We start from the raw sequence: 26086 nt of genomic DNA, 5'->3' as shown, positions 1-26086 counted from the left end.
CCGAATACAACCAGTCTACTTCCCATGACTTCCACATTTCCCCGAAATTCCCGGTCCTGCCCGGAGAGGAAGTCGGTCAGTGGGGCGACCCGGTTTCGGCCGGGGTGGGCTTCCCCGCTTCCACGTGCCGGCAGGCCATGCAGCGGTGGACGAACTCGCCACGACGGGTGCTGGGGAGGATGCGCAGGGGCTGGCCGCACTTGGGGCAGGGCCCGCCGTGGACCTGCGGCGCGGGAGCATCCTGGAGCTCGGCGACGATGCCTGAGACAAAGGCCCGGATGTCGGCCATGAAGGCCTCGCGGGGCTCCTCGCCGCGGCGCATGCGCTCCAGGCGGGCCTCCCAGCTCCCGGTCAGCTCGGCGCTGCGCAGGGCTTCGCTCGGCAGCCCCTCGATGAGGCGGATGCCTTTTTCGGTGGGGAGCAGGACGTTGCGCTTGCGCTCGATGTAGGCGCGCTTGATGAGGGTCTCGATCATGTTGGCGCGGGTGGCGGGTGTTCCCAGGCCGCAGTCGCGCATGGCGCCCCGCAGGGCCTCGTCGTCCAGCTCCCGGCCCGCGCCCTGCATGGCCGCCAGCAGGTCGCCTTCGCTCATGCGCTTGGGGGGCGTGGTCTTCCCTTCCTTGGGGTGGAGGGAGGCCACGTCCACGTCCTCGCCCTTCTTCACCGCGGGCAGGCCACCTTCGGCCTCTTCGTCGGCATCGTCCTCGCCTTCGGCCGGATCGGCCTTTTCCGCCTTCTTCCTGCGGTGGGGTGGATCCACGGCGGACCAGCCCTCCTCCTTCACCACGGTGCCGCTGGTCTTGAAGGTCTCGCCCTCCACCTCGGTGATGATCGTGGTCTTGGCCTCCACGCGGTCCGGGAAGTAGGCCGCGAGGAAGCGCCGGGCGATGAGGTCGTAGATCCGCAGCTCGTCGCCCTCCAGACCCCGCGCGGGCTTCTCCGTGGGCACGAGGGCCGCGTGGTCCTCCACCTCCTTGTCGTTGACGAAGCGCTTGTCCAGCTTCACGGGCCAGCGCTTCCGCAGCTCGTCCAGGAAGGGCTGGAGCTCCGCGAGCTGACCCTGGGCCAGGGCCTTGATCCAGTGGGGCGCCTTCTGGGCATCCGCCTCCGTGAGGTGGCGGCTGCTGGTGCGGGGGTACGAGATGAGCTGCCTCTCGTAGAGGGCCTGCGCCAGGGCCAGGGTACCCTCGGCCGTGAACCCGAAGCGCTTGTTGGCCTCCTTCTGGAGGGCCGTGAGGTCGTAGAGCAGCTCGGGCTTCTTCTTCTCGGTGCGGCCCGTGGCGCTCTTGACCTTCCCGGGCTTGCCCTCCAGCCGCGCGGCGAGGGCGCGGGCCTCTTCCTCGTGGGCAAAACGCTCCTGGGTCTGGCCCTCCTGCTCCTTGAACCAGCGGCCCTCGTAGGCTCCGTTGACATGGGCGAAGCGGGCCCGGAGCGTCCAGAAGGGCTGGGGCTTGAAGGTGCGGATGTCCAGCTCCCGGCGCACGAGCAGCGCCAGCGTGGGCGTCTGCACGCGGCCCACGCTCCACACACCTTCCTCCGGCCCGGCCCGACGCATCCGCAGGGTCTGCGCCCGGGTGGCGTTGATGCCCACCAGCCAGTCCGCCTCCTGGCGGCTGCGGGCGGCGTCCCGCAGGCCGGCGTAGGCCTCGCCGGGCTTCATGGCACCGTAGGCCTCGCGAATGGCCTCGGGCGTGAGGCTGGAGGTCCAGAAGCGCAGCACGGGCTTGGCGCAGCCCGCCAGCCGGTACACGAGGTCGAAGATCAGCTCGCCCTCCCGCCCCGCGTCCGTGGCGTTCACGACGTCCGTGATGTCCTCGCGGTTCAGCAGCCGGGCCACCACCTCGAACTGGTCCCGGGTCTGGGCGATGGGGGCGTAGCGGAAGGCCTCCGGAAAGATGGGCAGCCGGTCCCAGCGCCAGGGCTTCCAGGCCGGGTCGTAGCCCTCGGGGTTCAGGGCCTCCACGAGATGCCCCACGCACCAGGTCACCACCAGGCCGTTCCCCTCGAGGAGGTTTCGGCCCCGCCCGGTCACGCCCAGGGCCTCCGCCAGGGCTCGGCCCATGCTCGGTTTCTCGGCGATGATCAGGCGCAGGGGAGGCTCCCGGGAGCGAGTCCCATTGTAGGGGGGCGCAGGGAATGCTCTACAGCCCCAGCGCCTTCGGCAGCCGCGGGCTGGAGATGAGGTCCACGAAGGCAGCCCAGCGGCGGGCGGGGTCGGTCACGGTGCCGCCCTGCTTCTCCACCCAGCTCCGCACCAGGTGCTCGCCCAGGTTGTAGTTGATGACATAGCTGCGGTAGGTGTCGATGAAGCGCAGGCGCTGGGCGGCCTGGGCCGGAGTCCGCAGCGAGCAGCGGACCAGGAAGGCCTCGGCCTCGTCGCGCCGGAGGTGGCCGTCCAGGTAGCCGCGGGCGGCCTCGTTGTCGGCGAAGGCCAGGAGCTTCAGCTCCGCCTGCACCCGGGCCCAGCGCTCCGCCTCAGCGGGATCCAGGCCGGCCAGGGGGAAGAGGACATCACGCTCGAAGGCGAGCCGTTCCTCGCCGGGGAAGGCCACCTCCACGCCGAAGTTGGCGGTGCCTTCGGCGATGAGGGACTGGGGAGAGAAGAGCGGATAGGCCGTGAACTCCACCCAGCCCCGGCCCGCCGGGGGCGCCTGGGCGAAGCGCTGCTCCAGGAGCGCGTTGTAGACATGGTGTCCCGGGTAGCCCTCGTGGGCGGCCAGGTCCAGGGCGCGGTCGATGGCGATGGGCAGGTCCAGGTTCACCTGGATCACCGAGCTGCCGCCGCCCTGGTACCAGTTGTAGGCGGACCAGGCCTTGCCCCGCACATACTCCACGCGGAAATGGTCCGAGGCCGGCAGCGTCGCGTGAAGCCGCGTGCGCTCACGGGCCTCGGCGATGGCGGCCTGGAAGACCGCGTCCACCCGGTCCTCCGGAATGAGCACCCGCGCCCGGGCCGCCTGGTAGCGGTCCTGCACGGAGCCTGCGCCCTCGAGCGCCTGGTCCAGCCGTGCCAGGGCCGCCTCGAAGGTGGCTTCCGGCGTGCGGGGCGGTCGGACCTGGTAGAGGGCCTCGGCTTCGTCGTCGAAGCTGAAGCCCTGTCCGTCCAGGCGCGCCAGGTGGGCCGCCACGGCCCCCAGCTGCCCCAGTAGGTAGTCGCGCCGCGGCGCCTCGCCGGGCGGGACCTCGGCCGCGGCCACGCCGTCCAGGATGCGCCCGGCCTCCGCCCGCAGCGTCGCCAGCGGCCGCGGGTCCCCGGCCTCCGCCTCGGCCTTCCAGGCCGGGGGCCCGTAGTAGGCATCCACGAAATCGGCGTCATGGCGACCCACCGCCAGCACCAGCCTCACATAGTCCGTCGCCCACCCTGAAAGCGCCATGCCAGCCGAGGCCTCCCGGCCTTCGACTCTACCTGCACCAGAGTCATTTCCCGAGGAAGTGCTTCACATCCTCCACAGCGGGGCCCACGGCCAGGACCGCCTCCCGGAGCCGCTCGCGGGAGATGCTGAAGTAGATGGCCCAGTCCCGCAGGTCGTAGGGGTCCTCGATATGGATCAGCTCCTGGCTTTCGGGCGATGGGATCTGCAGGTTGTCGGGCACAGAACCTCCTGTGGATCGATATCGCACCCGGGCAGGGGCCCAGATGCGTGTCCCTACGTGGGATCCTAGGCCCCGCCCACCCGTGGGGCGAGATTTTCCCCCGAACGGTCGATTTTCAGGGCCGAACGGATTCGACCCCTGGCGATTCCGGCCCCGGCGCCGGCCTCCCCTCCCCGGGCCTGGCCAGCCGGGACTCGTAAAGGCGGGCCAGGAATTCCATGAGGATCCACTCCTGCTCCCGGGGGTGGGTGCGGAACAGCCGGTTCAGGTGCATGTGCGCCAGGCTCCCGGCCAGGGCGGCCCGGTCCTCCTGCAGCTGCCCCTGGTCGCAGGCCTCGCGGATGGCCGCCAGGCTCCGCAGGCCGAACACCTCACCCGTCCCGGAAGGCCGGGAGAGCTCCGCCTCCAGATCCTTCCTCAGCGGCCTGAACCTCGCGCCGATCGCCACGACCCCGGGCCCCGTGCCCTCGAACTCCTTCCGGAGGGCGTCCCGCGTGCCCCGGGACAGATCCCGGCGCGCCAGGTCGTCCAGCCCCAGGGCGGCCCAGATCGCGTCCACCTGCCGGAGGCCCGCCTTCCATCGGTCCTTCCGATCCAGGCCCACCAGCAGGTGGCTCAGGATCCACTCGCTGTCCTCGAAGAACCATGCCTCCGCGAGGTCGAACCCCCGGGGCCCGCCGTAGCGCTCCAGCTCGGGCTCGAAGGTGTCCACCTGCCATTTCCACAGGAGGCCCTGGGCACGGCACTTCTCCAGGTGCCGGTGGACCTCGGGCAGCAGGCCCGTGAGGAGGCGGAGGGGCAGGCCATGGAACCGGACGCGGAGGTGGGGCTCCGGATCGCGGTACCGGACGAAGTGCCAGCGGTCCCAGAATCCCTGCGCCCGGGTCCACCGGAGCAGGGGCTCCAGGGCCACGAGGAGGCGGTCCCCGCTGGCGGCGCCGCCGTAGAGCTTCAGGTAGAGCCATTCCGAGCCCGGCGGGTAGGCGCGGATCTCAGAGGCCGTGGAATCCGGCGGGAGCCGAACCGGTCTCGGCGGCGCGGCGGGAGCGGCCTCGAAGGGGATGACCAGCTCGTGGGCGAAGGTCCCTTCGGGCGAGGTGACCGGCGCCTGACGGGCATCCGGGAAGCACTCCGTGAGGATGAAGGCGGACCGGCCCGCCACGAGGTGGTGCAGGGTCTCCACCCAGAGCACCCGATCCAGGTCCACCCGCAGGCTGTTGTCGGCATCGGTGAGCGTGACGAACCGCGGCAGCCCCAGGCGCTCCCGCAGGATCTGGAAAGCCCCCCAGGCCCCCTCGCCGCCGGCGGCCAGGGCCGCCTTCAGCTCCTCGGCGCGGATCCGCCATCGCGCGCGGCTGAGGACATGGCGTCCCCGGACCACCCTGGGCAGGAACGGCTGCTCGGCCAGGGCCCCCCAGGACCAGCCGCCGGCCCGGCCGTCCTGGTCCTGCAGGTGGGACAGGAACCGGTAGACCACGGGACCGCGGGCGAAGTTGTGGGCGGAGGACAGGCGGGGGATCACCTCCCGCCCCAGGCGCACGGAGGCCAGCACCACCCGGTCTCCCCGCACGGTCACCTGGAGGTCGGACGGGGGAATCACATGATCCTGGGGGACGCCCGCCGCCGCCAGGAAGGGGATCTCGTACTCCCGCAGGGCGGGCCGGGCCAGGACGTTGCCCATGCGGCCCTCGGGCACGTGGACCACCTCGGCGAACACCGCCTCCGGCCGCAGGGCCTCCTCCTTCCGGAGGTGCCGCTGGAGGGAGGCCTGGAGGCCCGGGTCGCCGGAGGCGAAGCGCCCCAGCCACCGGGCCGCCGTGGGACCCGAATACTGTTCCATCCAGAACTGGAAGTCGCCGCGATCCAGGTCCGCGGGGCTGGAGGCCACCAGGGTGGCCAGCGCCGCGAAAGCCGCGGGGAAGGGCTGGGGATCCGGCTGGGCCAGCGCCTCCAGATCCGCATCCTCCAGGGTCCAGACCCGCGTCCCCGCCCACCTCGGGAGCTGGGCCAGGAGGAACTGGTCCCGGGGCGACAGGCTCCGCGGGGGCGCCGGCGCCTGGAAGGGCAGCCCCTCGAGCAGGGGATCGTCGTAGGCGGGAGCGCCGTCGAACCCGATGCCGCTCTCCTCGTCGAGCACCTCCAGCAGGGGCATCCACCGCTGGCCGTACCGCTCGCTGAAGGCCCAACAGAACCTCTCCAGGGGCTGGTCGACCGGCGCCTGCGTCAGACGCCGGAGGGTGTCGGCGCCCTCCTCCAGGGTCCGGCGGATCCCGGTGGACAGCGCCAGGCCCGGCGCCGGGCGGAAGAGGTCCACCTGGAGGAGGTCCCGGATTCCCGGGGGCAGGTCCAGCCCCTGGAGGGACGGCAGGTGGGCCGGGTAGCCTTCAGGACAGGCGCCGAGGGGTGCCTGGCGGAGGCGGTCCAGGTCCCGGCCGAGGGCCACCAGCGGTTCCGCCTGGGGTGCGGTCAGGGCATGGGCCCGGAGCCCGGCGATCACGTGGCCCAGGGGATCGGGGCTGGTCAAGGGCGGGTGCAGGTCCCCGCGCAGCACCTGGGCTTCCACGATCTGTTCGAGGAAGGCGCGGGCGTCCGACAGATCGACCTTCAGGCGAACCGCCAGCCGCACGGCCAGGTCCCCGAAGGATTGCCCCGCCCGCGCCTGCTGGAGCGCGAAATCGAGGTGGGGCGTGGTCTCCACCGCCTCCAGGTGGTACGACCGCCCCTTCCCTTCCGCCTCGCGGGTCTCGAGGTAGCGGTGCCATCCGCCCCAGGCGTAGAGGCTGGAATTGGGCCGGTAGGTCACGCGGGACCGCACCTCCGGATCCCCCTCCAGGCGGTTCACCAGGGCCTCCAGGATGCCCCAGTCCAGACGCACGGCCTTGCGGCACGAGCGCCAGGAGGCCAGGGCCAGGCGGCTTTCCGGCCCCCAGGCGCCCCTGGACACCCCCGCGAAGAGCCCGAAGGGCGTCGCGCGGCTGCTCATCCGGCTGAGGTACTTCACCAGGGCCCGCTCCACCCCGCGGGTCGCCGCGTCGTCCAGCGCGCCCTCCAGCCAGGCATCCAGGCGCCCGGCCAGGTCGGGCGAAGCCAGCGCCACGGCCTCCCGCACGGCGGGCTGGCGAATCTGCGCGCGAAGGGCGGCGCGCAGTGCCTCCCGATCCCGCTCCAGCCGGGCTTCCGGGGTTTCCTCCGCCAAACCTTCCCGCGACAGGCCTTCCTGCGGCGGCGGAACCGTCACGGCAAGCGCTTCCAGGGGGAGACCCGGGCTCCGGAGCACGAAGAAATCGGTGGTGTGACAGGAAGGCTGCGGCATGGACCGATGGTCTTTCCGAAGAGAATCCCTCCCAGGAGAACATGTCCCGCGGATGCCGGCCCGGGAAGGGCCGAACGGTAGCAGGTGGGGGGCCGAACGGTTCGAGCCGTGGTTACATACCGTTCATGGAAATCGGTTGGAAGGGCTCCCGCAAGGGCTCACAAACGAGGTCGCGCCGCGCGGCGCCACCTGGGAGCTCCCATGCCCACCACCCTTTCCTTCCGCAAAGAATCCATCCAGCAGGCGAGCAGCGTGAGCGAGGCGCTGAACCGGCGGAAGGCCGCCGCCGAGGGCCAGGGCCAGAGGACCGCTCATGAGCCCTGGGCGCCCACCCTCACCACCACGGTCTTCACGATCTAGGGGCGACCTGCATGGAGCCCTTGCCGTGGAGGTGGATGCGTCGAAGCGGTGGATCCGCCTCTTCCCGTTGGCCCGGAACTGGCGGGTCCTCCTGGTCTGCTACCTCCTCTGGGTGGCGGTCCTCATGTACAGCTACCAGACCTCCCACCGGCTCGGGAACATCTGGTTCTGGGCCAGCCTCCTCTCCGGGCCCTTCACGCACATCACCGCCTTCGCAGGGCTGGCCCCCCTCCCCTGGACCCTGTCCCGCCGGCTTCCCTCCCCGTGGAGGTTCGCCGTGGGGTTCGTCGTCTCGGTGGTCGCCTGTGAATCCATCTCCTACCTCCTGCCCATCTTCGACGGGTTGCTGCTCACGCGAGCGGGCCACCAGTTCAACCTGGCCCGCGCCACGGCCGTCTACAGCTCTTTCGTGGGTCCAGCCATGATGATCGTCGGAGGTCTCACCGCGTCACGGGCCCGCTCGGAGGAGCTCAGGGAAGCCTCCGAGGCCGAGGCGCAGATCGCCAAGAACCGCCTGCTTCAGGGGCAGGTCCACCCCCATGTGCTGTTCAATGCGCTCAACGGCCTGGCGGAGCTGGTCCACAAGGATCCCCGGGCCGCGGAAACCGCCATCCGGCACCTGTCGGACCTGCTCCGCCGGATCCTGCGGGCCTCCGAGCACATGCGGCTGCCCCTCGGGGAAGAGCGAAAGATCGTCTCCGATTTCCTGGCCCTGGAGGCCATCCGGCTGGGACCCCGGCTCCGGGTCCTGTGGGACTGGGACGAAGGGCTCGATTCCATCGAGATCCCGCCTCTGCTTCTCCAGCCCCTGGTGGAGAACGCCATCAAGCATGGGATCGCGCCGAGCATCCCGGGCGGCGACATCATCATCCGGGCCCGCTCCCGGGACGGCTCGGTCCGGCTAGAGGTCTGGAACTCCGGCAGGCCCTTCCCGACCCAGGTGAACGGAAGCGGCATCGGCCTGAAGAATTTGCGCTCGCGCCTCGCCCTGCACTTCGGCTCCGGCGCCGAGCTCGTCATCGGGCCTTCGGGCCAGGGGACGCTCGCCTGCATCCAGTTCGAGGCGACCCAAGTAGAATGGCCCCATGAAGCCTCTGAAGGCCCTGGTAGTTGATGACGAGCCTCTGGCCAGGGAGCGCCTCTCGCGGCTCCTTCAGGAGGCCGATTGCACGATCGTGGATGAGCTCGGGGACGGCGTCGCACTGCTCCAGTGGCTGAGGCAGCCGGCCGAGGTGGACGTCATCTTCCTGGACATCCAGATGCCCGGCCTCAACGGGCTGGAGGTGCTGGCCGAAGTTCCGGACTGCCCGCCGGTGGTGTTCGTGACGGCCTTCTCCGATTACGCCGTGCGGGCCTTCGAGCTCGCCGCGGTGGACTACCTGCTCAAGCCGGTGTTCGAGGACCGCCTCGCCAAGTGCCTGCAGCGGCTTCGCGACCGCCTGGTCCGGCGGCTCAGCCCTTCGGAGCTGAAGACGCTCATGCCGCCTCCCGTCCGCTTCCCCATCCGGGCCGGAGACGGTGAGATCTACATGGACCTGGAGCTGGTGACGCATTTCGAGCTCGAGAGCGACCGCGTATGGGCCTGCCGGGGCCAGAACCGCTACCTGACCCGATGGTCCACCCTGGCGGAAGTGGAGCAGGCCTTCCCGGAAGCGGGCATGCTCCGCATCCAGCGGAACCTGCTGCTGCGGCCCCAGATGGTCAAGGGGATCCGCCCATCCACGGTGGGCCGCATCAAGGTGCTGGTGGCGCCCCAGGTGGAGCTGACCGTCAGCCGGGCCATGACCTCGCGGACGAAGGAGTGCATCCGGGGCGAGGGAACCTGACGGGGAGCCCGTACCCGCCCGTGTCTGGTCGAGACGCGCCTCGTCGCCCGCACCCTCCCGGCACGGATACCCCCGCGACCCCGCCCGTGATCCAATCGAACCCAGGATCCCGGGCCCCTCAGGCCCCGGACCGGGAGGTTTCCGCATGCGGCTCATGGCGATCGTCGGCACAGTGCTCTGCGCGATGGGGGCCGCCCTCTGGAGCGGGGAGGCCACGCCCCCCACGCTGCGCCTTCCGGCCTCCGTGCGCCCGCTCCGGGGGCGGCTGGAGTTGACCATCGTCCCCTCGCGGGAGTCCTTCACGGGAACCGCCACGTACGACCTGGCGATCTCGGAGCCCACGGCGACCCTCTGGATCCACGCCACGGGCCTCAAACTCCAGCGCGTGGAGCTCGCGGCGGGCGGTGCGAGCCAGACCGCCACGGTGATCCCCGGAAACGAGGACGTGGTGGGCCTGCGCTTCGCGGCGCCCGTACTGTCTGGCCCTGCGCGCCTGACGCTGGCCTGGGAGGGCGCGCTGGACTCCGCCCGCAGCCAGGGCCTCTACCGGGTGAAGGAGGGCGACGACTGGTACGCCTACACCTTCTTCGAGCCCATCGACGCGCGGCGGGCCTTCCCCTGCTTCGATGAGCCCGGGTTCAAGATCCCCTGGACCCTGGTGCTCCACGTGCCCCAGGACCAGGTGGGGCTGGCCAACGCCCCGGCCATGGAGGAAACCGCCGAGCCCGGCGGCATGAAGCGGATCACGTTCGCGGAGTCCCGCCCCCTGCCTTCGTACCTGGTGGCCCTGGTAGTCGGTCCCTTCGACGTGATCCCCGCGGGCACGGCCGGACACCACGGCACGCCTCTGCGGTTCGTGGTTCCCAAGGGCCGCGGCGCGGAGATCCGCTACGCAGCCGAATCCACCCCCCGGCTGGTGGGCCTCCTGGAGGACTTCTTCGGCATGCCCTATCCCTTCGGTAAACTCGATGTGGCGGTGGTCCCGCGCTACTGGGGCACCATGGAGCACCCCGGGCTGGTGGCCCTGGGCCAACCCCTGACGCTCATCAAGCCCGGCGAGGAGACGCCGGCGCGGAAGGAGTTCTACAGCACCATCGCCGTCCACGAGCTGGGCCACTACTGGTTCGGCGACGTGGTGACCATGGCCTGGTGGGATGACACCTGGCTGAACGAGGGCATGACCACCTGGATCGACGCCAAGATGATGGAGGCCTTCGAGCCTTCCTGGCGGGTTCCCGCGAACCGGCTCCAGCTCATGGCCAACGCCATGGCGGCGGACGCCCTGCCCTCAGCCAAGCGGGTGCGCCAGCCCGTGGCATCCAAGGACGGCATCGAGAATTCCTTCGACAACAACCTCACCTACTTCAAGGGCAACGCCCTCATGACCATGGTGGAGCGATGGGTGGGCCCCGACCGCTTCCGGGGGATCGTGAGGTCCTACGTCCAGCGGCACCAGTGGGGGAACGCCACCTCGGAGGACTGGCTCCAGGCCGTGCAGGACGGGGCCGGTGCCCAGGCCCGGTCCGTGTTCGAGGCCTTCATCGGCCAGCCCGGCGTCCCGGTCCTCACGGGCCGCTGCGTCCAGACACCCGGGGGCTGGAGCCTCGAGATCACCCAGAGGCGATTCCTGTCTGCAGGCACGGAGCCAGGGACCCCGGCGGTCTGGACCATCCCCGTGGGGATCCGGACAGACCGGACCTCCGAGCCCTTCTACGCGGTGCTCACGGAGAAGTCGGCCACCTTTCCCATTCCCGGGGGCCAGCAGCCCGAGTGGATCCTGCTCAACGCCGGCGGCTCGGGCTACTACCGGGTGGCCTACGAAGCGGACCAACTGGCCGCGCTCCTGCGGGCACCGGCCTCGGCGCTGACGGTCCAGGAACGGTTCCGCCTGCTGGACGACGCGAGGGCCATGGGCGAGACGGGAGCCCTGGACCTGGAGTCGACCCTGCGGCTGGCGGGCACGGCGGCCCAGGATCCCGACCGGCTCATTGTGGCCCAGTCCCTGGCCCTTGCCGCCCGCATCCCCGCCGGGCTCCTGGGCCCGGCCGACCGGCTGCGGCTGGCACGGTACCTCCGCGCCACCTGGGGGGCTCGGGCCCGGACGCTGGGCTGGACGCCGCGATCGGGCGAGGACGTGGAGACCCGGCGCCTCCGGGCCCTCCTGGTGCCCCTCGTGGCCTTCCGAGGCCAGGACCCCGCCCTTACCCGGGACGCGAAGACCCTCGCGGCCCGCTGGCTGAAGTCGAGGAAGGGGGTGGACCCGGATCTGGTGGTCCCGATCCTCGCCACTGCTGCCCGGGCCTCCGGCCGGTCCTACTTCGAACGGATGGTGGCGCAGGCCCGCGCGACCCAGGATCGCCAGGAGCGCGCCCGGCTCATGGCAGGACTCGGCGCCTTCCGCGCCCCCGCCCTCGTGAACGCCGCGCTGGACCTGATGCTCCGGAAGGACTTCGACATCCGGGAATCCGTGCTGATCCTGGACGGCGCCCTGTCCGACCCCGAGACCCGCCCCATGGCCTGGGCCTGGCTCCAGCGGCACTTCGACGAGATGGCCCCGCTGTTCCGCAGCGACGATTTCTGCGGTCTCGTCGGGCGCCTGGGCGAGGCCCTGTGGGACACCGTGAGCCGTGAGTCCTTCGAGGGCTTCCTCCGGCCCCGGGTCCAGCCCTTCGACGGCGGCCCCCTGGCCCTGACCCGCGCCCTGGAATCCATGGAGGTTCATCAAACCCGGGGCCGGCGGGACCTGGAGGCCAGCACCCGGTTCCTCCGCGGGAAGGGACGGTCCTAGCCTCGGGAAGGAGTCCCCCCGCTGTATCCTGGCCCCAGGCGCCGGTTCCCCGCGATGGGAGGGCGGACATCGGAGCGGTGTGGACGGGAACGGGGAGCGTGCGCAGGTCGTCGTCCTGGGGGGCGGAATCACCGGCCTGCTGGCGGGGTGGCATCTGCGCCAACAGGGCTACAACCCGACCGTCTGGGAGGCCTCCGCGGCGCCGGGCGGATGGGCGCAGACCCTGCCCTGGCCGGGGCCGGCGGGCGAGCCGGGCTCGCTGGAACGTGGGCCTCAGGGCCTGCTCGTGAGCCGGGGTGGCGCGATGGACCGCCTGCTGCGGGCGCTGGCCATCGAGCTGCGCCCCTCCCGGCCCAAGGGCCCCCGCTGGCTGGGCAAGGCCGGTCGGCGGCATCCCGGGCTGGCCTCGCTGCCGGGAGTGCTGCGCGCGCCGGGCCTGGGCCTCGGCGAGAAGCTGCGGATGCTGGCGGAACCCTTCATCCCGGCAGGATCCAGGCCTGAGGAGACCCTCCACGCGTTCTTCGCCCGGCGGCTGGGGGAGGGCTTCGCCCGGGAGCTGCTGCCAGCCCTGGTGGCCGGGGTGCTGGCGGCTCTGCCGGAGCGCCTGGGCCTGGAGGCCGCGCCGCGCCTGAAGCGCCTGGAGGCGCATGGCGGCCTGGTCCTGGGCGCCCTTCGAACGGGCCTCGAGCGCACGCGCCAGCCCGTGGGCGGTACCGGCGCGCTGGCGCAGGCACTGGCGGAGCGGCTCGGCGGCGTGTCCACGGGCCGGGCCGCCATGGCCTTGGAGCCTCTGCCCGGCGGCCAGTGGCGGGTCCACGGCAACGGCCCCCATGTGGAGGCCGGAGCGGTGGTCCTGGCCCTGCCGGCGCCCGCAGCCGCAGGACTCCTGCGGCCCTTCGCACCCGGCGTGGCCGCGGAGCTGGCGGCCATCCCCCACCTGGATCTCCGCGTCTGGCACAGCCGCCATCCCATGGTGCAGGGCTGGGAGCGGGGTCTCGGCCTGCTGGTGCATCCGCCGGAGGGCCGGGGGCTGCTGGGGGCGGTGTCTTTCGCGGCGGACGACCCCCGGGGCGTTTCGGACCTGCTCCAGCTGCGCGCCTACGTGGGCGGCGCCTATCCCGTGGACCCGGCGCTGGCGGCCTGGCCGGGCGTCTTCCGGGAGCTGCACCGCTGGCTGCCGGAGCTGGGCGAAGCGCTGCAGGTGCGGGAGGAGGCCTGCCCCGGCGCCTTCCCCATGCTGGAGCCGGGCCACGGCGCCCGGGTGGCGCGGGTGCTCCAGGGGCTTCCGCCGGGCCTCCACTGGCTTGGCGCGGCCCGCTTCGGACCCGGGATCCCTCATCTGGCGGAGGGCGTGGAGGTCTGGGCCGGCGCGCTGCCCAGGGTTGGACTCACTTGAACTCGGTCAGGGGCTCGAGAGCCGGGCCGGCCTCCTTCGCGGGGTCGGTGCAGCCGGCGAGGGTGATGGCGATGGTCAGGAGCTGGAAGAGGATGACCAGCGCCACGCAGGCGGACCAGCCGCCGAAGCGCCAGAGGTAAGCCGGCAGCTCGCCGCCGAGGGAGCCGCCGATGTAGTAGCAGGTGACGTAGATCCCCACCGCCAGGGCCTTGTCCTGGCGCGCCGCCACTCCGATGTAGCTGGTGGTGGCCGCCTGGGCCACGAACACGCCCGTGCAGCTGAGGGCCAGGCCCGCCACCACGGCCCAGAGGTTCGGGATCAGGGTGAGCAGCATGCCGGCGATGCCCGTGCCCATGGCCAGCACCATGGCCGTCCGGTGGCCGTAGTGGTCGATGATGCGACCCGCGGAAGGCGTGATGACCGCGCCGACGAGGTAGGTGACGAACAGGAGCCCGATGGCCACGGGGCTGAGGTGGAAGGGCGCCCCCGCCAGGTGGAAGGTCACGTAGGAGAAGCAGGCAATGAGCGAGAACAGGACGCCGAAGCCCACGGCGAAGGTCGCCTGGAGGCGGGGATTGCGGAGGTGCGCGAGCGCGCCGGACCACGGCGATTCGCCCTGGACCCGGCCCGTGAACCTCCGCTCCTCGGGGAGCCAGGCCTGGAGGAGGAAGGCCGAGACCACGCCCATGATCCCGATGGCGACGAAGGCCCAGGACCAGTGCCAGCGGGACACGATGAGCCCGGTGGTCATGCGCCCTGTGAAGCCGCCGATGACGGTGCCGGTGACGTAGGTGGCCATGGCCCGTCCCACCCCTCCTCCAGCCCACTCCTCCTGCACGTAGGCCACCGTCACCGCGAAGACGCCCGGCGTGAAGAGCCCTTGCAGGAAGCGCCAGAAGACCAGGGCTGGGAGGCCGGTCGCCGTGGCGTTCAGCAGGGTGACCAGCGCCAGCAGGCTGGCGGAGAAGACGATCACCCGCTTCCGGCCCAGCCGGTCCGCCACGGACCCCACCAGGGGCGCGGCGATCGCCACGCCCAGGGTGGAACTCGTGAGCGTCAGGCCCACGGCCGCCTTGCTGGCGTGGAAGAGCCGCTCCAGCATCGGCAGCAGGGGCTGGGTGGCGTAGAGCCCCAGGAAGGCGCAGAAACCTGCGAAGGCCACGGCCAGGGTGCGGCGGCCCTCCGCCCCCCGGGAGTCTGAGCCGGAAACAGGGGTCGGGGAGAGATCACCTTCGCGCATGGCTCCATGGTCGGAGCCTCAAAACTCAATGAAAAATATCTATTCGAGTGCTATTTGATATTCGGGAGATATCAATGGAACTCCGGCTGCTCCGCTACTTCACCGTCGTCGCCGAGGAGCTGCACTTCAGCCGGGCTGCCGCCCGCCTCCACATGGCCCAGCCCCCCCTGAGCCAGCAGATCAAGCAGCTGGAGCAGGAGATCGGCGTCCCGCTCTTCGCCCGCACAAGGCGCCACGTCGAGCTGACCGAGCCAGGCCGGCAGTTCCTGGGCTCGGCACGGGAGATCCTCGCCCAGGTGGACCACGCCGTGCTCCAAGTCCAGCGCGCAGCGCGGGGCGAGGTGGGCGAGATCGCCATCGGGCTCGTGAGCTCCGCCTCCTACGAGGACACCCTCCCGCGCATCCTCCGGGCCTACCGCGAGCGCCATCCCGACGTGGCCATTACCCTCCACGAGCTGAGCAGCGGCGAGCAGGTGGCGGCGCTTCGGGAGGACCGAATCCGGGTGGGCCTGCTGCGCCCGCCCATCCACGAGCCGGGCCTCGCCACCACCACGGTCCTGCGGGAACCCCTGGTGGCGGTGCTCCCGGCCGACCACCGCCTGGCGGGCCGGCCGCGCATCCCCCTGGCCGCCCTGGCCGGCGATCCGTTCATCATGATCCCCCGCAGCCACGGCCTGGGGATCCTGGACCTGGTGATGGGCGCCTGCCTCGCCGCCGGCTTCACGCCCCACATCGCCCAGGAGGCCAAGGAGATCCAGACCGTGGTGGGCTTCGTGGCCGCCGGCTACGGCGTGTCCCTGATGCCCCGCGCCGTGCGCCGCCTCTCGCACGCGGGCGTGGCCTACGTGCCCCTGGCGCCGCCCCAGGTGCAGATCGAAGTCGCCGCGGCCTACCGGCAGGGCGACGCCTCCCCCCTCCTGGCCGCCTTCCTGGCGGTGCTGAAGGAAGCCACGTCAGGACGGGCCTTGCCGAGATCCGGCCCCTGATGATGGCCGGCGGGCGATAGGCCGATCAGATGCCCAGCTTCTGCACCTTCCGGTAGAGGGTGTTCCGGGCCATCCCCAGCTCCCGGGCCGCCTGGCTCATGTTCCCCTTCCAGGCGCGCAGGCAGGCCTGGATCTGCTCCCGCTCCTCCTCCTGCAGCTGGTCCCGGAGGCTGGCGGAGCCCGAGGTGCGGAACGGGCCCGACGCCGCGGGACCTGAGATGGAGGCCGGGGGTTCCGGGGGGCGGAGAATCTCGTCGGGGACGTCCTCCGGGAGGAGTACCGCGCCCCGGACGGCGTGGACCATGCGCTCGACCACATTCTGGAACTCGCGGATGTTGCCGGGCCAGGCATAGCCCTGGAGGGCGCCGCTCACGCCGGGATCGATGCGGAGGTTGGCGGCCCCTTTGCGGGCGGCGAACTTGTGGAGGAAGGCCTCCAGCAGCTCCGGGATGTCCTCGGGATGCTCCCGCAGAGGCGGGAGCTTGATCATGGAGACGTTGAGCCGGTAGTAGAGGTCCTGGCGGAAGGTCCCCTTGCGGATCTCCTCCCGCAGGTCCTTGTGCGTGGCGCAGATGATCCGCACGTCCACCACGAAGGGCCGGTCGCCGCCCAGGCGGGTGATGGTCCGGTCCTGGAGCACGCGGAGCAGGGCGATCTGCTGCTCCAGGGGCATGTCCCCGATCTCGTCCAGGAAGAGGGTGCCTCCGCTGGCCAGCTCGAACTTCCCCGGGCGCCCGCCCCGGGCCGCGCCCGTGAAGGCCCCGTCCTGGTAGCCGAACAGCTCGCTGGCGATGAGCTCCCTGGGGATGGCCCCGCAGTTGATGGCCACGAAGGGCCCCGTCCGGCGGTCCGACTGGTTGTGGATGGCGTGGGCGAACATCTCCTTGCCCGTGCCGCTCTCCCCGGTCAGCAGCACGTTGCTCTCGTTGGCGGCAGCCAGCTGGCCCAGCTGGACGGCGCGCTGCAGGACCTCCCCCTGCCCCAGGATGTCCTCGAAGCGGAAGGTGGCCTGGGCCCCGCTGAAGCGGTTGATGAGCCCCTTGATCTTGTTGATGGGGTTCACGAACAGCACGGCCCCCTTGACCACACCGCCCTCGTCCAGGATGGGCTTGCCGCTGGCGACGCACTGGAGGGCGCCCCGGCCGGAGGCGAGCTCCAGCTCCCGGTCCAGGAACTCGCGGCCCCAGGCCAGCAGCTCGCGGATGGGTCCCAGGTCCCGGACCAGATCTGTGATGCGCTTGCCGGCGGCCTGCTGGCTGGAGACTCCCAGCAGCCGCTCCGCCACGGGGTTGATCTGATCGAGGACGCCGTCGACGTCCAGCACCAGCACCCCGTCGGTGACCGTGAGGATGATGCTGGAAAGCCGGTTGTTCAGCAGCCTCAGCTCCCGGTTCTTCTGGCCCACCTCCAGCTCGTGCTGGATGGCCTCCACCGCGGCCATCACCAGCCCGAGCGTATGGATGTGCGTCTCGTCCACGGGCCCGGTCATGTCCAGCAGGCCGATGGTCTTCCCCCGGGGATCGAAGATGGGCGCCCCAGAGCAAGTCCACCGGTGGTGCTTCTGGCAGTAGTGCTCGGCGCCCGAGACCTGGAAGGGGCGGCCCAGCACCAGGGGCGTGCCGGCCCCGTTGGTGCCCACCTCGGCCTCGGCCCAGAGCGCCCCCTTGTTCAGGTTCAGGTCCTGGGAGGCGAGGATGCGGTCCGGGTTGCCCACGGCCTCCAGGAGGTAGCCCTGCTCGTCGAAGAGCAGCACCACGAAGCTGGAGCCCGCCACCAGGCTGTACAGGTTCTCCATGAAGGGCTTGGCGACCCGGATCAGATCCTGCTTCCGCTCCGCCAGCGCCGCGAACTCGGCGGACCCCAGCACCCTCGTGGAGCGCTCCGCCAGCGGGTCCACGCCCGCGGCCTTGCAGCGGCGCCAGGAGGCCTCCAGCTCGGGCCCCAGCGTGCCGGGCTCGAGGACCCCCTCCCGGATGAAGCGATCCCAGACCGCCCAGCGCTCCGTGGCCTCTCCCTCCTTCTGTGCCATGGCCCCTCCAGAGGCCGGTCCCAGAACCGCGCCGAACTGTTCCAGTATCGTAGCAATTCGATACATAAATGATCAATAAGTAACGTTTCAACACAAAGGCAGGCGAGGGCCCCAGGGGAACCCGGCTCGCCTTTTTTCCCATCTTCGCCCAGGAGGGCCGAGCTTCGTGGATGTCCATGTCGTGAATGACTTCCGGCCTCGGGCTCCCGGCACACCTCCTGCCTTGGTCGGGAATCAACCCGAACCCTCAAGGGGAATCCACCATGGACAAGATCCTGCGCGTGAACATGACCGACCTGACCACCCGGGTCGAGGAGACGCCCGCCGAGTGGGCCGGCCTGGGCGGCCGGGCCCTCACCTCGACCATCGTGGCGAAGGAGGTCCCGCCCGCCTGCCACGCCCTCGGACCCAACAACAAGCTGGTCTTCGCGCCCGGCCTGCTGTCGGGCACGGCGGCCTCCAACTCGGGCCGGCTCTCCGCCGGCGCCAAGAGCCCGCTGACGGGGGGCATCAAGGAGAGCAACGTGGGCGGCACGGCGGCCCAGATGTTCGCCCGGCTCGGCATCAAGGCCCTCATCGTCGAAGGCGTGCCCCCGGGCGAGGGCTGGTACGCGCTCAAGGTCGGCAAGGACGGCCTCACCATCGAGGAGGAGCGCGGGCTCCTGGGCCTGGGCAACTTCGCCGTCATCGACGCCCTCCAGGCGCTGCTGGGCAAGAAGACCGGCGTGATCGCCATCGGCCCCGCGGGCGAGATGAAGCTCACCTCGGCGAACATCTCGGTGAAGGATCCCTCGGGCAAGATCCGCAGCCATGGCCGCGGCGGCCTCGGCGCCGTCATGGGCTCCAAGCGCATCAAGTTCATCGCCATCGACGACGAGGGCGCTCCCGGCATCCAGATCGCGGATCCCGAGGCCTTCAAGGCCGCCTCCCGCGTCTTCACGAAGGCCCTCATGGACCATCCCGTGAGCGGCCAGGGCCTCCCCACCTACGGCACGAACGTGCTGGTCAACATCCTCCACGAGGCCGGCGGCCTGCCCACCCGCAACTTCACCCACGGCCAGTTCGACGGGCACGAGCAGATCTGCGGCGAGACCATGCACGACACCATCGTGGCCCGCGGGGGCAAGCCCCGGCACGGCTGCCACGCGGGCTGCGTCATCCAGTGCTCGCAGGTCTACCACGACAAGGAAGGCCAGTACCTGACCTCCGGCTTCGAGTACGAGACCATCTGGGGCCTGGGCGCCAACTGCCTCATCAAGGAGCTGGACGACATCGCCCTGGCGGACAGCGTCATGGACGACCTCGGCCTCGACTCCATCGAGACCGCCGTGGCCTTCGGCGTGGCCATGGAGGCGGGCATCCTCCCCTGGGGCGACGGCAAGGAAGTGGTCCGCATCCTGCGCGAGGAGGTCGGCAAGGGCACGGCCCTGGGCCGCGTGATCGGCTCGGGCGCGGGGGCCGTGGGCCGCACCTACGGCGTCACCCGGGTGCCCGTGGTGAAGAACCAGGCCATCCCGGCCTACGACCCCCGCTCAGTCAAGGGCATCGGCATCACCTACTGCACCAGCCCCATGGGCGCAGACCACACCGCGGGCTACACCATCGCCACCAACATCCTCAACGTGGGCGGCCAGGTGGACCCGCTGAAGAAGGAAGGCCAGGTCGAGCTGTCCCGGAACCTCCAGATCGCCACCGCCGCCGTGGATTCCACGGGCATGTGCATCTTCATCGCCTTCCCGGCCCTGGACATCCCCGAGTGCCTGCCGGCGCTGATCGGCATGATCAACGCCCGCTTCGGCGCGAAGCTCAGCGGAGACGACGTGACGGGCCTGGGCAAGTCCGTCCTCAAACTCGAGCGGGCCTTCAACCTGGCAGCCGGCCTGACCAGCGCGGACGACCGCCTGCCGGAGTTCTTCAACTCGGAGCCGGTGGCTCCGCACCAGGCCGTGTGGGACTTCACGAACGAGGAGATCGACGCCTTCTGGGACTTCTGAGATGGCCCCGATCACCGTCACCATCAAGCTCTTCGCCCACTTCCGGCACGGCCGGTTCAAGGAGGCCGACCACCAGTTCCCGCCGGGCACAGCCTGCCGCGACGTCATCCTCGGGCTGGGCTTCCGGCTGGGCGAGATGGGCATCGTCATGGTGAACGGCCAGCACGCGCCCCTGGACCATCCCTTGAGCGAGCGCGACACCCTGGCCCTCTTCCCCCTGGTGGGAGGAGGGTGAGGGCGCCGGGCTAGTCTTCGAGAAACCGCGCGAACTCGGAGACCGGGGCACGCTCGGTCTCCAGGCGGTTCTCCACGGCCTCCGGGTCGGCGTAGCCGAGCGCCATGCCGCAGACCAGCATCTGGTCGGACCGGAAGGCCAGCTCCTCGGCGATGACGCGGTGAAATTGGGTGAAGGCCGCCTGGGGGCAGGTGTGCAGGCCCCGGGCCCGGGCGGCGACCATCACGCTCTGGAGGAACATACCGTAGTCCAGCCAGCTGCCCACCTGCATGATCCGGTCGATGCTGAAGATCAGGCCCACCGGCGCATCGAAGAAGCGGTAGTTGCGGCCGTGCTGCTCGTGCATGCGGGCCTTGTCGGTCTTCTCGATGCCGAGGAGACCATAGAGGTCCCAGCCCACCTTGCGCCGCCGGTCGAGGTAGGGCGAGGTCCACTCCTTCGGGTAGTACTCGTATTCGTGCTCGTGCTTCGCCCGCTCGGCGGGGTCCCCGTAGATGGCGAGAATGCGTTCGGAAAGGCGCTGCTTGGCCGCGCCCGTCAGCACGTGGACCTGCCAGGGCTGGATGTTGGTGCCGGAAGGTGCCCGGGACGCCACGCGCAGGATGTCCTCCACCACGGCCCGGGGGACGGGCGTGGGCAGGAAGGCGCGCATGGAGCGGCGGCTGGTGAGGGCGGCGTCGACCGCGGCGGTCTGGACCTCACTGGGTTCGTCGAACAGGTTCACGGGTTTGATCCTTCTGGGAAGCGTCCGGCGGCGCGGGTGGGGCTCGTGCGGCTCGAACGCCGATCCCTCCACTACATCATCCTCGATCCGATTCCTGGCCAGGCATTCGCCTGTATATACAATCAACATCAATCGGTTCTGTCCGTCCCATCCTCCAGGAGCGTCGATTGGTCCCTCCCAAAGAGCTCGTCCTGTTCGCCGGTGCCGCGCTGCTCATGGTGCTCAGCCCAGGGCCCAACATGATCTACCTGATCTCACGCTCGATCTGCCAGGGCCGCAAGGCGGGGGTCATCTCCCTTCTCGGGGTCATCGCGGGCTTCCTGGTCCACATGTTCTCCGCCGCCGTGGGGCTGACGACGCTCTTCCTGGCCGTCCCGCTGGCCTACGAGGTGCTCAAGTGGGCCGGCGCGGCCTACCTCCTGTGGCTGGCCTGGCAGGCGGTCCGCCCCGGAGCCCGCTCCCCCTTCGAGGCCAAGTCCCTGCCGGCGGATCCACCTTCCCGGCTGTTCGCCATGGGATTCCTCACGAACCTGCTGAACCCCAAAATCGCCATGTTCTATCTCTCGGTGTTCCCCCAGTTCGTCTCTGCGGCGCATGGCTCCATCTTCACGCAGAGCATCACCCTGGGCCTGACGCAGATCGCCGTCAGCTTCTCGGTCAACCTCGCCATCGCGCTCTCCGCCGCCCGGCTGGCAGCCTGGTTCGGCCGCAACCCGCTCTGGCTGTCGGCGCAGCGCTACTTCATGGGGTTCGTCCTCACCGGATTGGCCATCCGCCTGGCGGTGGAACGGCGACACGCCGCCTAGCCGCGCCTGCCCCGGCCAGCCCGGCCCCTGAATTGGCCGCTCAGCGCAGCCCGTGCTTCACCTTGAAGGCAGGCCACTCCGCCTTGAGGCGGATGAAGGCCACCACGTCGGGGCAGCAGAGGAAGGGGTTGGCCTCGCGCTCCCAGGCCAGGGTGGAGCTGGGGCGGGCGCCGTAGTCGTGGCCGGGCCAGATCGTCGTGTGGGCGGGCCACTCGCGCAGCAGGCGCTGGAGGCTGTCCCACTCGGTGCGGGCGTCCCGGTCGTCCGGTGTGCCGCCCACCTTCCCCACGAAGAGGAGGTCGCCGGTGAGCCCTGCCGCCAGGTCCCCCGGCAGGCCCTCCGTCAGGAAGGCCAGGTGGTCCGGGCAGTGGCCGGGCACATGCCACACGCCCAGCCGCCAGGCGCCGAAGGGGACGCGCTCGCCATCCTTCAGCACGCGGTCCAGGGGGCCGGGATGGCCGGGGCCGCCCAGGACGGGTGCGCCGGTGAGGGCCTGGGCCCCGCCGTTCCCGTTGCTGTGATCCGCGTGGCCGTGGGTGTTCAGGATGGCGGTGATCCGCAGCCCCTGGGCCGTGGCCCGGGCCACCAGGGCCCCGGGGTCGTAGGACGGATCCACCAGGACGCCCTCGCCGGCTTCCCGATCGCCCAGGAGATAGCCGAAGTTGCGGTCCCCGCCCACCTTGACCTGCTCGAGGATGAACCGCATGGGCGCCTCCGGCCCCATTGTCCCTCAACCGGTGCCTCCCCAGGGCAGCCATGCGGACCGGCCGGGGGAACGCCCGGCCCCCCGCCGGCATCCAACCCTGCATCTGGAGGAGCCATCCATGTCGAGCAGGAAGATCTGGCTGGCCCTGGCTGGGACCGTGGTGCTTGCCGCTGGGGCGGCGCTGGGTCTTCCCCGCCACGAGCCGGCATCCGGGCAGATGACTCACATTGATCGCGAGGTGAAGGTGAACGCACCGGAGAAACCCAACCAGGACGTGCTCAGGAAGAAGCTCACGCCCATGCAGTACCACGTCACCCAGGAGGCCGGCACGGAGCCGCCCTTCCAGAATGCCTTCTGGAACGACCACCGGGAGGGGATCTACGTGGATGTGGTGAGCGGCAAGCCGCTCTTCTCGTCCAAGGACAAGTTCGACTCGGAGTGCGGCTGGCCCAGCTTCTCGAAGCCCCTGGCCGCCGATGAGGTGGTGGAGAACCGCGACACCTCCCACGGCATGATCCGCACAGAGGTGCGATCCAAGGGCGCCGACTCCCACCTGGGCCATGTGTTCGACGACGGTCCCCGCGAGAAGGGCGGCCTGCGCTACTGCATCAATTCCGCCTCCCTGCGCTTCGTGCCCGTGGACGACCTTGAGCAGGAGGGCCTGGGCCGCTTCCTGCCCCTGTTCGGGCGGACGGCCAAGGCCGCACCCACCCCGAAGACGGGCTCGGCCGAGGAGATCGCCACCCTGGCCGGCGGCTGCTTCTGGGGCATGGAGGACCTGCTGCGGAAGCAGCCCGGCGTCCTCGCCACCGAGGTGGGCTACACCGGCGGAAAGGTGCCCCACGCCACCTACGAACACCACGAGGGCCACGCCGAAGCCGTCCAGATCCGCTTCGACCCCACGAAGACCACCTTCGAGACGCTGCTGCGCTTCTTCTTCCGCATGCACGACCCCACCACGCTCAACCGCCAGGGCAACGACGTGGGCACCTCGTACCGCAGCGCGATCTTCTATCACAGCGAGGCCCAGCGGCAGACCGCCGAGCGGGTGAAGGCCGAGGTGGACGCCAGCGGCAAGTGGAAGCGCCCCGTCGTCACGGAGATCACGCCCGCCGGCCCCTGGTGGAAGGCCGAGGAATACCACCAGGACTACCTGATCAAGCATCCGGGCGGCTACACCTGCCACTACGTGCGTGACTAGGCGCATGGCATCCTTATCCAACCGGACCTTCCCGGTCCGGACGGATCCTGGAGAACCCATGCCCGGCACGCGACCCCCGGAGAACCGGCCCGACCTCCACGCGGTGGTCGAAGCCCTGGCGGAGGCTTCCTCCGCCCTCACGGAGATGTCCCTGGGCTGTCGGGAGTTCCCGTCGCGCACCGCGCTGGCCGCGCTGGTGGAGGAGATGCGGGCCCTGCTCTTCCCCGGCTACTTCGGCGCCTCGGAACTGAACGCGGAAACCCTGCGCTACCACCTGGGCGCCCGCATGGACCGTGTGCTCCATGGCCTCGCCGACCAGATCCAGCGGGGGATGACCGCCTCGGATCCCGCCTGTGGCGACTGCGCCGAACGGGCCCTGACCCTGGCCCGGGCCTTCCTGGCCCGGCTGCCGGAAGTGCGGCGCTTGCTGGCCACGGACATCCAGGCAGGCTTCGAGGGCGACCCCGCCGCCACCAGCCCGGACGAAGTGCTCTTCAGCTATCCGGGCCTCCTGGCCATCACCAACCAGCGCCTGGCCCACGAGCTGCTGAAGCTGGGCGTACCCCTGCTGCCCCGCATGATCACCGAGCACGCCCACAGCCTCACCGGCATCGACATCCACCCTGGCGCGCAGATCGGCGAGCGGTTCTTCATCGACCACGGCACGGGTGTCGTCATCGGCGAGACCTGCGTCATCGGCCGCAATGTCCGCCTCTACCAGGGCGTCACCCTGGGCGCGAAGAGCTTCCCCCTGGATGCCGACGGACACCCCGTGAAGGGCATCCCCCGCCACCCGGTGGTGGAGGATGACGTCATCATCTACTCCAACGCCACGGTGCTGGGGCGCATCACCATCGGGAAGGGCAGCGCCATCGGCGGCAACGTCTGGCTCACCCGCAGCGTACCCGCCGGCAGCGTCATCACCCAGGCCAACGAGAAGGACGGGATGCCCTGATGACCACCCTGCTGCGCTTCCTCTTCTCCGCCATCGGACTCCTCGTGGCCAGCGCCGTCGTGCCCGGCCTGGGCCACGGCGCCTTCCTGGACCTGCTCATCGTGGCCGTGATCCTGGCCGCCTTGAACGCCACCGTGGGCAGCCTCCTGAAGGTCATCGCCTTCGTCCCCATGGCCTGCTCCCTCGGCTGCTTCAGCCTGGTCATCAACGGCCTGGTGTTCTGGCTGGCCGGCACGCTCTCCACGCGGCTGGGCCTCCAGTTCACCGTCAGCGGCTTCTGGGCGGGCTTCTTCGGCGCCCTGGTGACCAGCGTCGTGGCCTCGATCCTCGGCGCCCTCTTCATCCCGAAGGACCGGCAGAGGCCCCAGGGGCCGGCGCCGCGCATCAAGATCGTGAACTGAAAAAAGCCTTCACCGCAGAGATCGCGGAAAGCGCAGAGAAAAGCGGGTGATGGCAGGGTAGGTGCCGCGTTTCAGGCGATGTGATCTCCTAGGCAGTCCCAGGAACTCGTCGGACCCGGCCCACCTCTGCGCTCTCCGCGTTCTCTGCGGTTAAATGTTTTTCGTCTTTTCCAATAGCCCTTGTACCGCCGATTTCGCGGCTTCCCGCAGGGCGTCGGGATCTGCGTAGGCGCTGGATTCCATGGGAACCCCCACGGTGATGCGGTAGTGGCCGCCCTTCACGCGCCAGGCGCCCTTGGGCAGGATCGCGGGACCACCGTGGATGGCGAAGGGCACCACGGGCACGCCGGCCTCGAAGGCCAGAGCGAAGGCGCCCTTCTTGAAGGGCAGGAGCTTCCCGTCGCGGCTGCGGGTGCCCTCGGGGAACGCCACGATGGCCTGGCCCGCTCGGATGCGCACGGCGGCTTCGGCCAGGCTCGCCATGGCGGCGGGGCGGTCGCGGCGGTCGATGAAGATGAAGTCCGCCAGCCAGATCACCCAGCCCAGGAAGGGGATCCCCGCCAGCTCCCGCTTGGCCACGAAGACGGGGCGACAGGGCAGCGTGGAGATCATCAGGGGCGGATCGAAGAGCGAGGTGTGATTCCCGATGAACACGGCGGGCCGCCGGCCCGTGCGCAGATCCTCCGGCAGGCTGTCCCAGCCCTCCAGCTCGCGCCGGATGCCGAAGGCTTCCGCGGTCCCGCGGATGTACCACGGCGCCACGATCCAGAAGGCGCGCGGGCCGCCGAGGAAGGGCGCCAGGAGGAAGCAGAGGCAGACGGCCAGCGCCAGCATCATGGCGCCGAAGGTCCAGACCAGGAACGGACGGACGAAGGGCCTTCCCACCGGCGCCTACTGCGGCGGCAGGAGCACGGCGTCCTTGATGCGCACCGCGTACTGGGGCACGCCGCTCTGGCCCTTGCGCCATTCCGTCCGCACCTTCTCGATCTTGTCCACCACGTCCATGCCCGACACCACCCGGCCGAAGGCACAGTACCCGTAGCCGTCCTCGCTCATGTCCCTGTGGTCGAGGGCCTTGTTGTCCACGGTGTTGATGAAGAACTGGGCGGTGGCGCTGTGGGGGGAGCCCGTGCGGGCCATGGCGATGGTGCCGCGGGTGTTCTTCAGTCCCCCGCGGAAGGACTCGGGCGCTTCATTGACGATGGGGGGCCGGGTGGGTTTCTCGTCCATGGTCTCCAGCAGGCCGCCGCCCTGGATCATGAAACCCTCGATGACGCGGTGGAAGATGGTGCCCTTGTAGAACCCCTCCTTCACGTACTGGAGGAAGTTCTCCACCGTCTTGGGCGCCAGCCCCGGTTCCAGCTCCACCACGATGGGCCCATAGCTGGTCATGAGCTGCACGCGGGGTTTCGCCACCGGCGCGGGCGTGGCCACCGGGGCGGGCGCGGGGGCCTGGGCGGGCGGGGCCGGGGGGGGGGGCGGCGGGGGCCGGGGGGGGGGGGGGGGCGGGGAGGGCCCCGGGCCGGGCCCCG

At 70.6% G+C, this 26086-nt stretch carries 22 protein-coding genes; 12 read left to right on the top strand and 10 right to left on the bottom strand.

Features of this window, described 5'->3' with window-relative positions:
* Window positions 1-76: 76 nt before the first annotated feature.
* The 4 genes from MLJ35_RS01120 to MLJ35_RS01105 form a co-directional block, all read right to left on the bottom strand.
* Window positions 77-2080 carry a DNA topoisomerase 3 gene (locus MLJ35_RS01120; RefSeq protein WP_338028438.1) on the bottom strand — a complete coding sequence of 668 codons (2004 nt, stop codon included), beginning with the start codon at window positions 2078-2080 and terminating at the stop codon, window positions 77-79.
* A 61-nt stretch (window positions 2081-2141) separates the two neighbouring features.
* Window positions 2142-3374, bottom strand: a complete 1233-nt coding sequence (locus MLJ35_RS01115; protein WP_243382321.1) for a hypothetical protein — start codon at window positions 3372-3374, stop codon at window positions 2142-2144.
* Between the two features lie 43 nt (window positions 3375-3417).
* The gene (locus tag MLJ35_RS01110) at window positions 3418-3594 is read right to left on the bottom strand and encodes a DUF3606 domain-containing protein (protein WP_243382319.1); all 177 of its coding nucleotides are present in this window, start codon (window positions 3592-3594) and stop codon (window positions 3418-3420) included.
* Between the two features lie 115 nt (window positions 3595-3709).
* The gene (locus MLJ35_RS01105) at window positions 3710-6907 is read right to left on the bottom strand and encodes a lantibiotic dehydratase (protein ID WP_243382318.1); all 3198 of its coding nucleotides are present in this window, start codon (window positions 6905-6907) and stop codon (window positions 3710-3712) included.
* Window positions 6908-7108: 201 nt separating this feature from the next.
* Between MLJ35_RS01105 and MLJ35_RS01100 the strand changes: the two genes are divergently transcribed.
* The 5 genes from MLJ35_RS01100 (at window position 7109) to MLJ35_RS01080 (ending at window position 13277) form a co-directional block, all read left to right on the top strand.
* A complete protein-coding gene (locus MLJ35_RS01100; RefSeq protein ID WP_243382316.1) occupies window positions 7109-7267 on the top strand; it encodes a hypothetical protein in 159 nt (52 codons plus the stop codon).
* A 25-nt stretch (window positions 7268-7292) separates the two neighbouring features.
* A complete protein-coding gene (locus MLJ35_RS16065; RefSeq protein WP_243382315.1) occupies window positions 7293-8381 on the top strand; it encodes a sensor histidine kinase in 1089 nt (362 codons plus the stop codon).
* Entirely contained in the window at window positions 8353-9093 is a 741-nt protein-coding gene (locus MLJ35_RS01090; protein ID WP_243382313.1) for a LytR/AlgR family response regulator transcription factor, read from the top strand. The genes MLJ35_RS16065 and MLJ35_RS01090 overlap by 29 nt, the downstream gene beginning before the upstream one ends.
* A gap of 145 nt (window positions 9094-9238) precedes the next feature.
* The gene (locus tag MLJ35_RS01085) at window positions 9239-11881 is read left to right on the top strand and encodes a M1 family metallopeptidase (protein WP_243382312.1); all 2643 of its coding nucleotides are present in this window, start codon (window positions 9239-9241) and stop codon (window positions 11879-11881) included.
* Between the two features lie 79 nt (window positions 11882-11960).
* Window positions 11961-13277 carry a protoporphyrinogen/coproporphyrinogen oxidase gene (locus MLJ35_RS01080; protein ID WP_243382310.1) on the top strand — a complete coding sequence of 439 codons (1317 nt, stop codon included), beginning with the start codon at window positions 11961-11963 and terminating at the stop codon, window positions 13275-13277.
* Here MLJ35_RS01080 and MLJ35_RS01075 read toward each other — a convergent pair.
* Window positions 13270-14517 carry an MFS transporter gene (locus MLJ35_RS01075; protein WP_243382308.1) on the bottom strand — a complete coding sequence of 416 codons (1248 nt, stop codon included), beginning with the start codon at window positions 14515-14517 and terminating at the stop codon, window positions 13270-13272. The two genes, MLJ35_RS01080 and MLJ35_RS01075, sit on opposite strands and share 8 nt — an antisense overlap.
* Before the next feature lie 74 nt (window positions 14518-14591).
* Between MLJ35_RS01075 and MLJ35_RS01070 the strand changes: the two genes are divergently transcribed.
* The gene (locus MLJ35_RS01070) at window positions 14592-15503 is read left to right on the top strand and encodes a LysR substrate-binding domain-containing protein (RefSeq protein WP_243382306.1); all 912 of its coding nucleotides are present in this window, start codon (window positions 14592-14594) and stop codon (window positions 15501-15503) included.
* 25 nt (window positions 15504-15528) lie between these two features.
* On the opposite strand, the gene MLJ35_RS01065 is transcribed toward MLJ35_RS01070, so the two are convergent.
* Window positions 15529-17532, bottom strand: a complete 2004-nt coding sequence (locus tag MLJ35_RS01065) for a sigma-54-dependent Fis family transcriptional regulator (protein WP_243382304.1) — start codon at window positions 17530-17532, stop codon at window positions 15529-15531.
* A 263-nt stretch (window positions 17533-17795) separates the two neighbouring features.
* Here MLJ35_RS01065 and MLJ35_RS01060 point away from each other — a divergent pair, with 263 nt between their 5' ends.
* Window positions 17796-19526 carry an aldehyde ferredoxin oxidoreductase family protein gene (locus tag MLJ35_RS01060; protein ID WP_243382302.1) on the top strand — a complete coding sequence of 577 codons (1731 nt, stop codon included), beginning with the start codon at window positions 17796-17798 and terminating at the stop codon, window positions 19524-19526.
* 1 nt (window position 19527) lies between these two features.
* A complete protein-coding gene (locus MLJ35_RS01055) occupies window positions 19528-19761 on the top strand; it encodes a MoaD/ThiS family protein (protein WP_243319798.1) in 234 nt (77 codons plus the stop codon).
* A 10-nt stretch (window positions 19762-19771) separates the two neighbouring features.
* Here the strand turns inward: MLJ35_RS01055 and MLJ35_RS01050 are convergent, their stop codons facing one another.
* Entirely contained in the window at window positions 19772-20485 is a 714-nt protein-coding gene (locus MLJ35_RS01050; protein ID WP_243382299.1) for a nitroreductase, read from the bottom strand.
* A gap of 215 nt (window positions 20486-20700) precedes the next feature.
* Between MLJ35_RS01050 and MLJ35_RS01045 the strand changes: the two genes are divergently transcribed.
* A complete protein-coding gene (locus MLJ35_RS01045; protein ID WP_420843015.1) occupies window positions 20701-21291 on the top strand; it encodes a LysE family translocator in 591 nt (196 codons plus the stop codon).
* Between the two features lie 40 nt (window positions 21292-21331).
* On the opposite strand, the gene MLJ35_RS01040 is transcribed toward MLJ35_RS01045, so the two are convergent.
* Window positions 21332-21997 carry a hydroxyacylglutathione hydrolase family protein gene (locus MLJ35_RS01040; protein ID WP_243382295.1) on the bottom strand — a complete coding sequence of 222 codons (666 nt, stop codon included), beginning with the start codon at window positions 21995-21997 and terminating at the stop codon, window positions 21332-21334.
* Window positions 21998-22115: 118 nt separating this feature from the next.
* Here MLJ35_RS01040 and MLJ35_RS01035 point away from each other — a divergent pair, with 118 nt between their 5' ends.
* From MLJ35_RS01035 to MLJ35_RS01025, 3 genes are read left to right on the top strand one after another with little or no spacing between them, the layout of a single operon-like run.
* Window positions 22116-23198: a bifunctional methionine sulfoxide reductase B/A protein gene (locus tag MLJ35_RS01035; RefSeq protein WP_243382293.1), complete on the top strand. Its 1083-nt coding sequence runs from the start codon at window positions 22116-22118 to the stop codon at window positions 23196-23198.
* 58 nt (window positions 23199-23256) lie between these two features.
* Window positions 23257-24153, top strand: a complete 897-nt coding sequence (locus MLJ35_RS01030) for a serine O-acetyltransferase (protein ID WP_243382291.1) — start codon at window positions 23257-23259, stop codon at window positions 24151-24153.
* Window positions 24153-24554 carry a phage holin family protein gene (locus MLJ35_RS01025; protein ID WP_243382289.1) on the top strand — a complete coding sequence of 134 codons (402 nt, stop codon included), beginning with the start codon at window positions 24153-24155 and terminating at the stop codon, window positions 24552-24554. The genes MLJ35_RS01030 and MLJ35_RS01025 overlap by 1 nt, the downstream gene beginning before the upstream one ends.
* Window positions 24555-24704: 150 nt before the next feature.
* On the opposite strand, the gene MLJ35_RS01020 is transcribed toward MLJ35_RS01025, so the two are convergent.
* Both MLJ35_RS01020 and MLJ35_RS01015 read right to left on the bottom strand, forming a co-directional pair.
* Window positions 24705-25439 (bottom strand): lysophospholipid acyltransferase family protein, encoded by a 735-nt coding sequence (locus MLJ35_RS01020; protein WP_243382287.1) that lies wholly within the window; start codon window positions 25437-25439, stop codon window positions 24705-24707.
* Window positions 25440-25445: 6 nt separating this feature from the next.
* On the bottom strand, window positions 25446-25946 hold the full coding sequence (locus MLJ35_RS01015) for a peptidylprolyl isomerase (protein WP_243383132.1): 501 nt from the start codon (window positions 25944-25946) through the stop codon (window positions 25446-25448).
* Window positions 25947-26086: the final 140 nt, after the last annotated feature.

The organism is Geothrix alkalitolerans (assembly GCF_022808885.1).
Lineage (GTDB): Bacteria > Acidobacteriota > Holophagae > Holophagales > Holophagaceae > Geothrix > Geothrix alkalitolerans.
This window is presented reverse-complemented; position numbering and strand designations above follow the sequence as displayed.

What these genes read in the sequence shown, in the direction of transcription:
- MLJ35_RS01115 (WP_243382321.1), bottom strand. Translation starts at nt 3,374, where the DNA reads ATGGCGCTTTCAGGGTGGGCGACGGACTATGTGAGGCTGGTGCTGGCG.
- MLJ35_RS01105 (WP_243382318.1), bottom strand. Translation starts at nt 6,907, where the DNA reads ATGCCGCAGCCTTCCTGTCACACCACCGATTTCTTCGTGCTCCGGAGC.
- MLJ35_RS01100 (WP_243382316.1), top strand. Translation starts at nt 7,109, where the DNA reads ATGCCCACCACCCTTTCCTTCCGCAAAGAATCCATCCAGCAGGCGAGC.
- MLJ35_RS01090 (WP_243382313.1), top strand. Translation starts at nt 8,353, where the DNA reads ATGAAGCCTCTGAAGGCCCTGGTAGTTGATGACGAGCCTCTGGCCAGG.
- MLJ35_RS01085 (WP_243382312.1), top strand. Translation starts at nt 9,239, where the DNA reads ATGCGGCTCATGGCGATCGTCGGCACAGTGCTCTGCGCGATGGGGGCC.
- MLJ35_RS01075 (WP_243382308.1), bottom strand. Translation starts at nt 14,517, where the DNA reads ATGCGCGAAGGTGATCTCTCCCCGACCCCTGTTTCCGGCTCAGACTCC.
- MLJ35_RS01070 (WP_243382306.1), top strand. Translation starts at nt 14,592, where the DNA reads ATGGAACTCCGGCTGCTCCGCTACTTCACCGTCGTCGCCGAGGAGCTG.
- MLJ35_RS01065 (WP_243382304.1), bottom strand. Translation starts at nt 17,532, where the DNA reads ATGGCACAGAAGGAGGGAGAGGCCACGGAGCGCTGGGCGGTCTGGGAT.
- MLJ35_RS01060 (WP_243382302.1), top strand. Translation starts at nt 17,796, where the DNA reads ATGGACAAGATCCTGCGCGTGAACATGACCGACCTGACCACCCGGGTC.
- MLJ35_RS01055 (WP_243319798.1), top strand. Translation starts at nt 19,528, where the DNA reads ATGGCCCCGATCACCGTCACCATCAAGCTCTTCGCCCACTTCCGGCAC.
- MLJ35_RS01045 (WP_420843015.1), top strand. Translation starts at nt 20,701, where the DNA reads ATGGTGCTCAGCCCAGGGCCCAACATGATCTACCTGATCTCACGCTCG.
- MLJ35_RS01040 (WP_243382295.1), bottom strand. Translation starts at nt 21,997, where the DNA reads ATGCGGTTCATCCTCGAGCAGGTCAAGGTGGGCGGGGACCGCAACTTC.
- MLJ35_RS01035 (WP_243382293.1), top strand. Translation starts at nt 22,116, where the DNA reads ATGTCGAGCAGGAAGATCTGGCTGGCCCTGGCTGGGACCGTGGTGCTT.
- MLJ35_RS01030 (WP_243382291.1), top strand. Translation starts at nt 23,257, where the DNA reads ATGCCCGGCACGCGACCCCCGGAGAACCGGCCCGACCTCCACGCGGTG.
- MLJ35_RS01025 (WP_243382289.1), top strand. Translation starts at nt 24,153, where the DNA reads ATGACCACCCTGCTGCGCTTCCTCTTCTCCGCCATCGGACTCCTCGTG.
- MLJ35_RS01015 (WP_243383132.1), bottom strand. Translation starts at nt 25,946, where the DNA reads ATGACCAGCTATGGGCCCATCGTGGTGGAGCTGGAACCGGGGCTGGCG.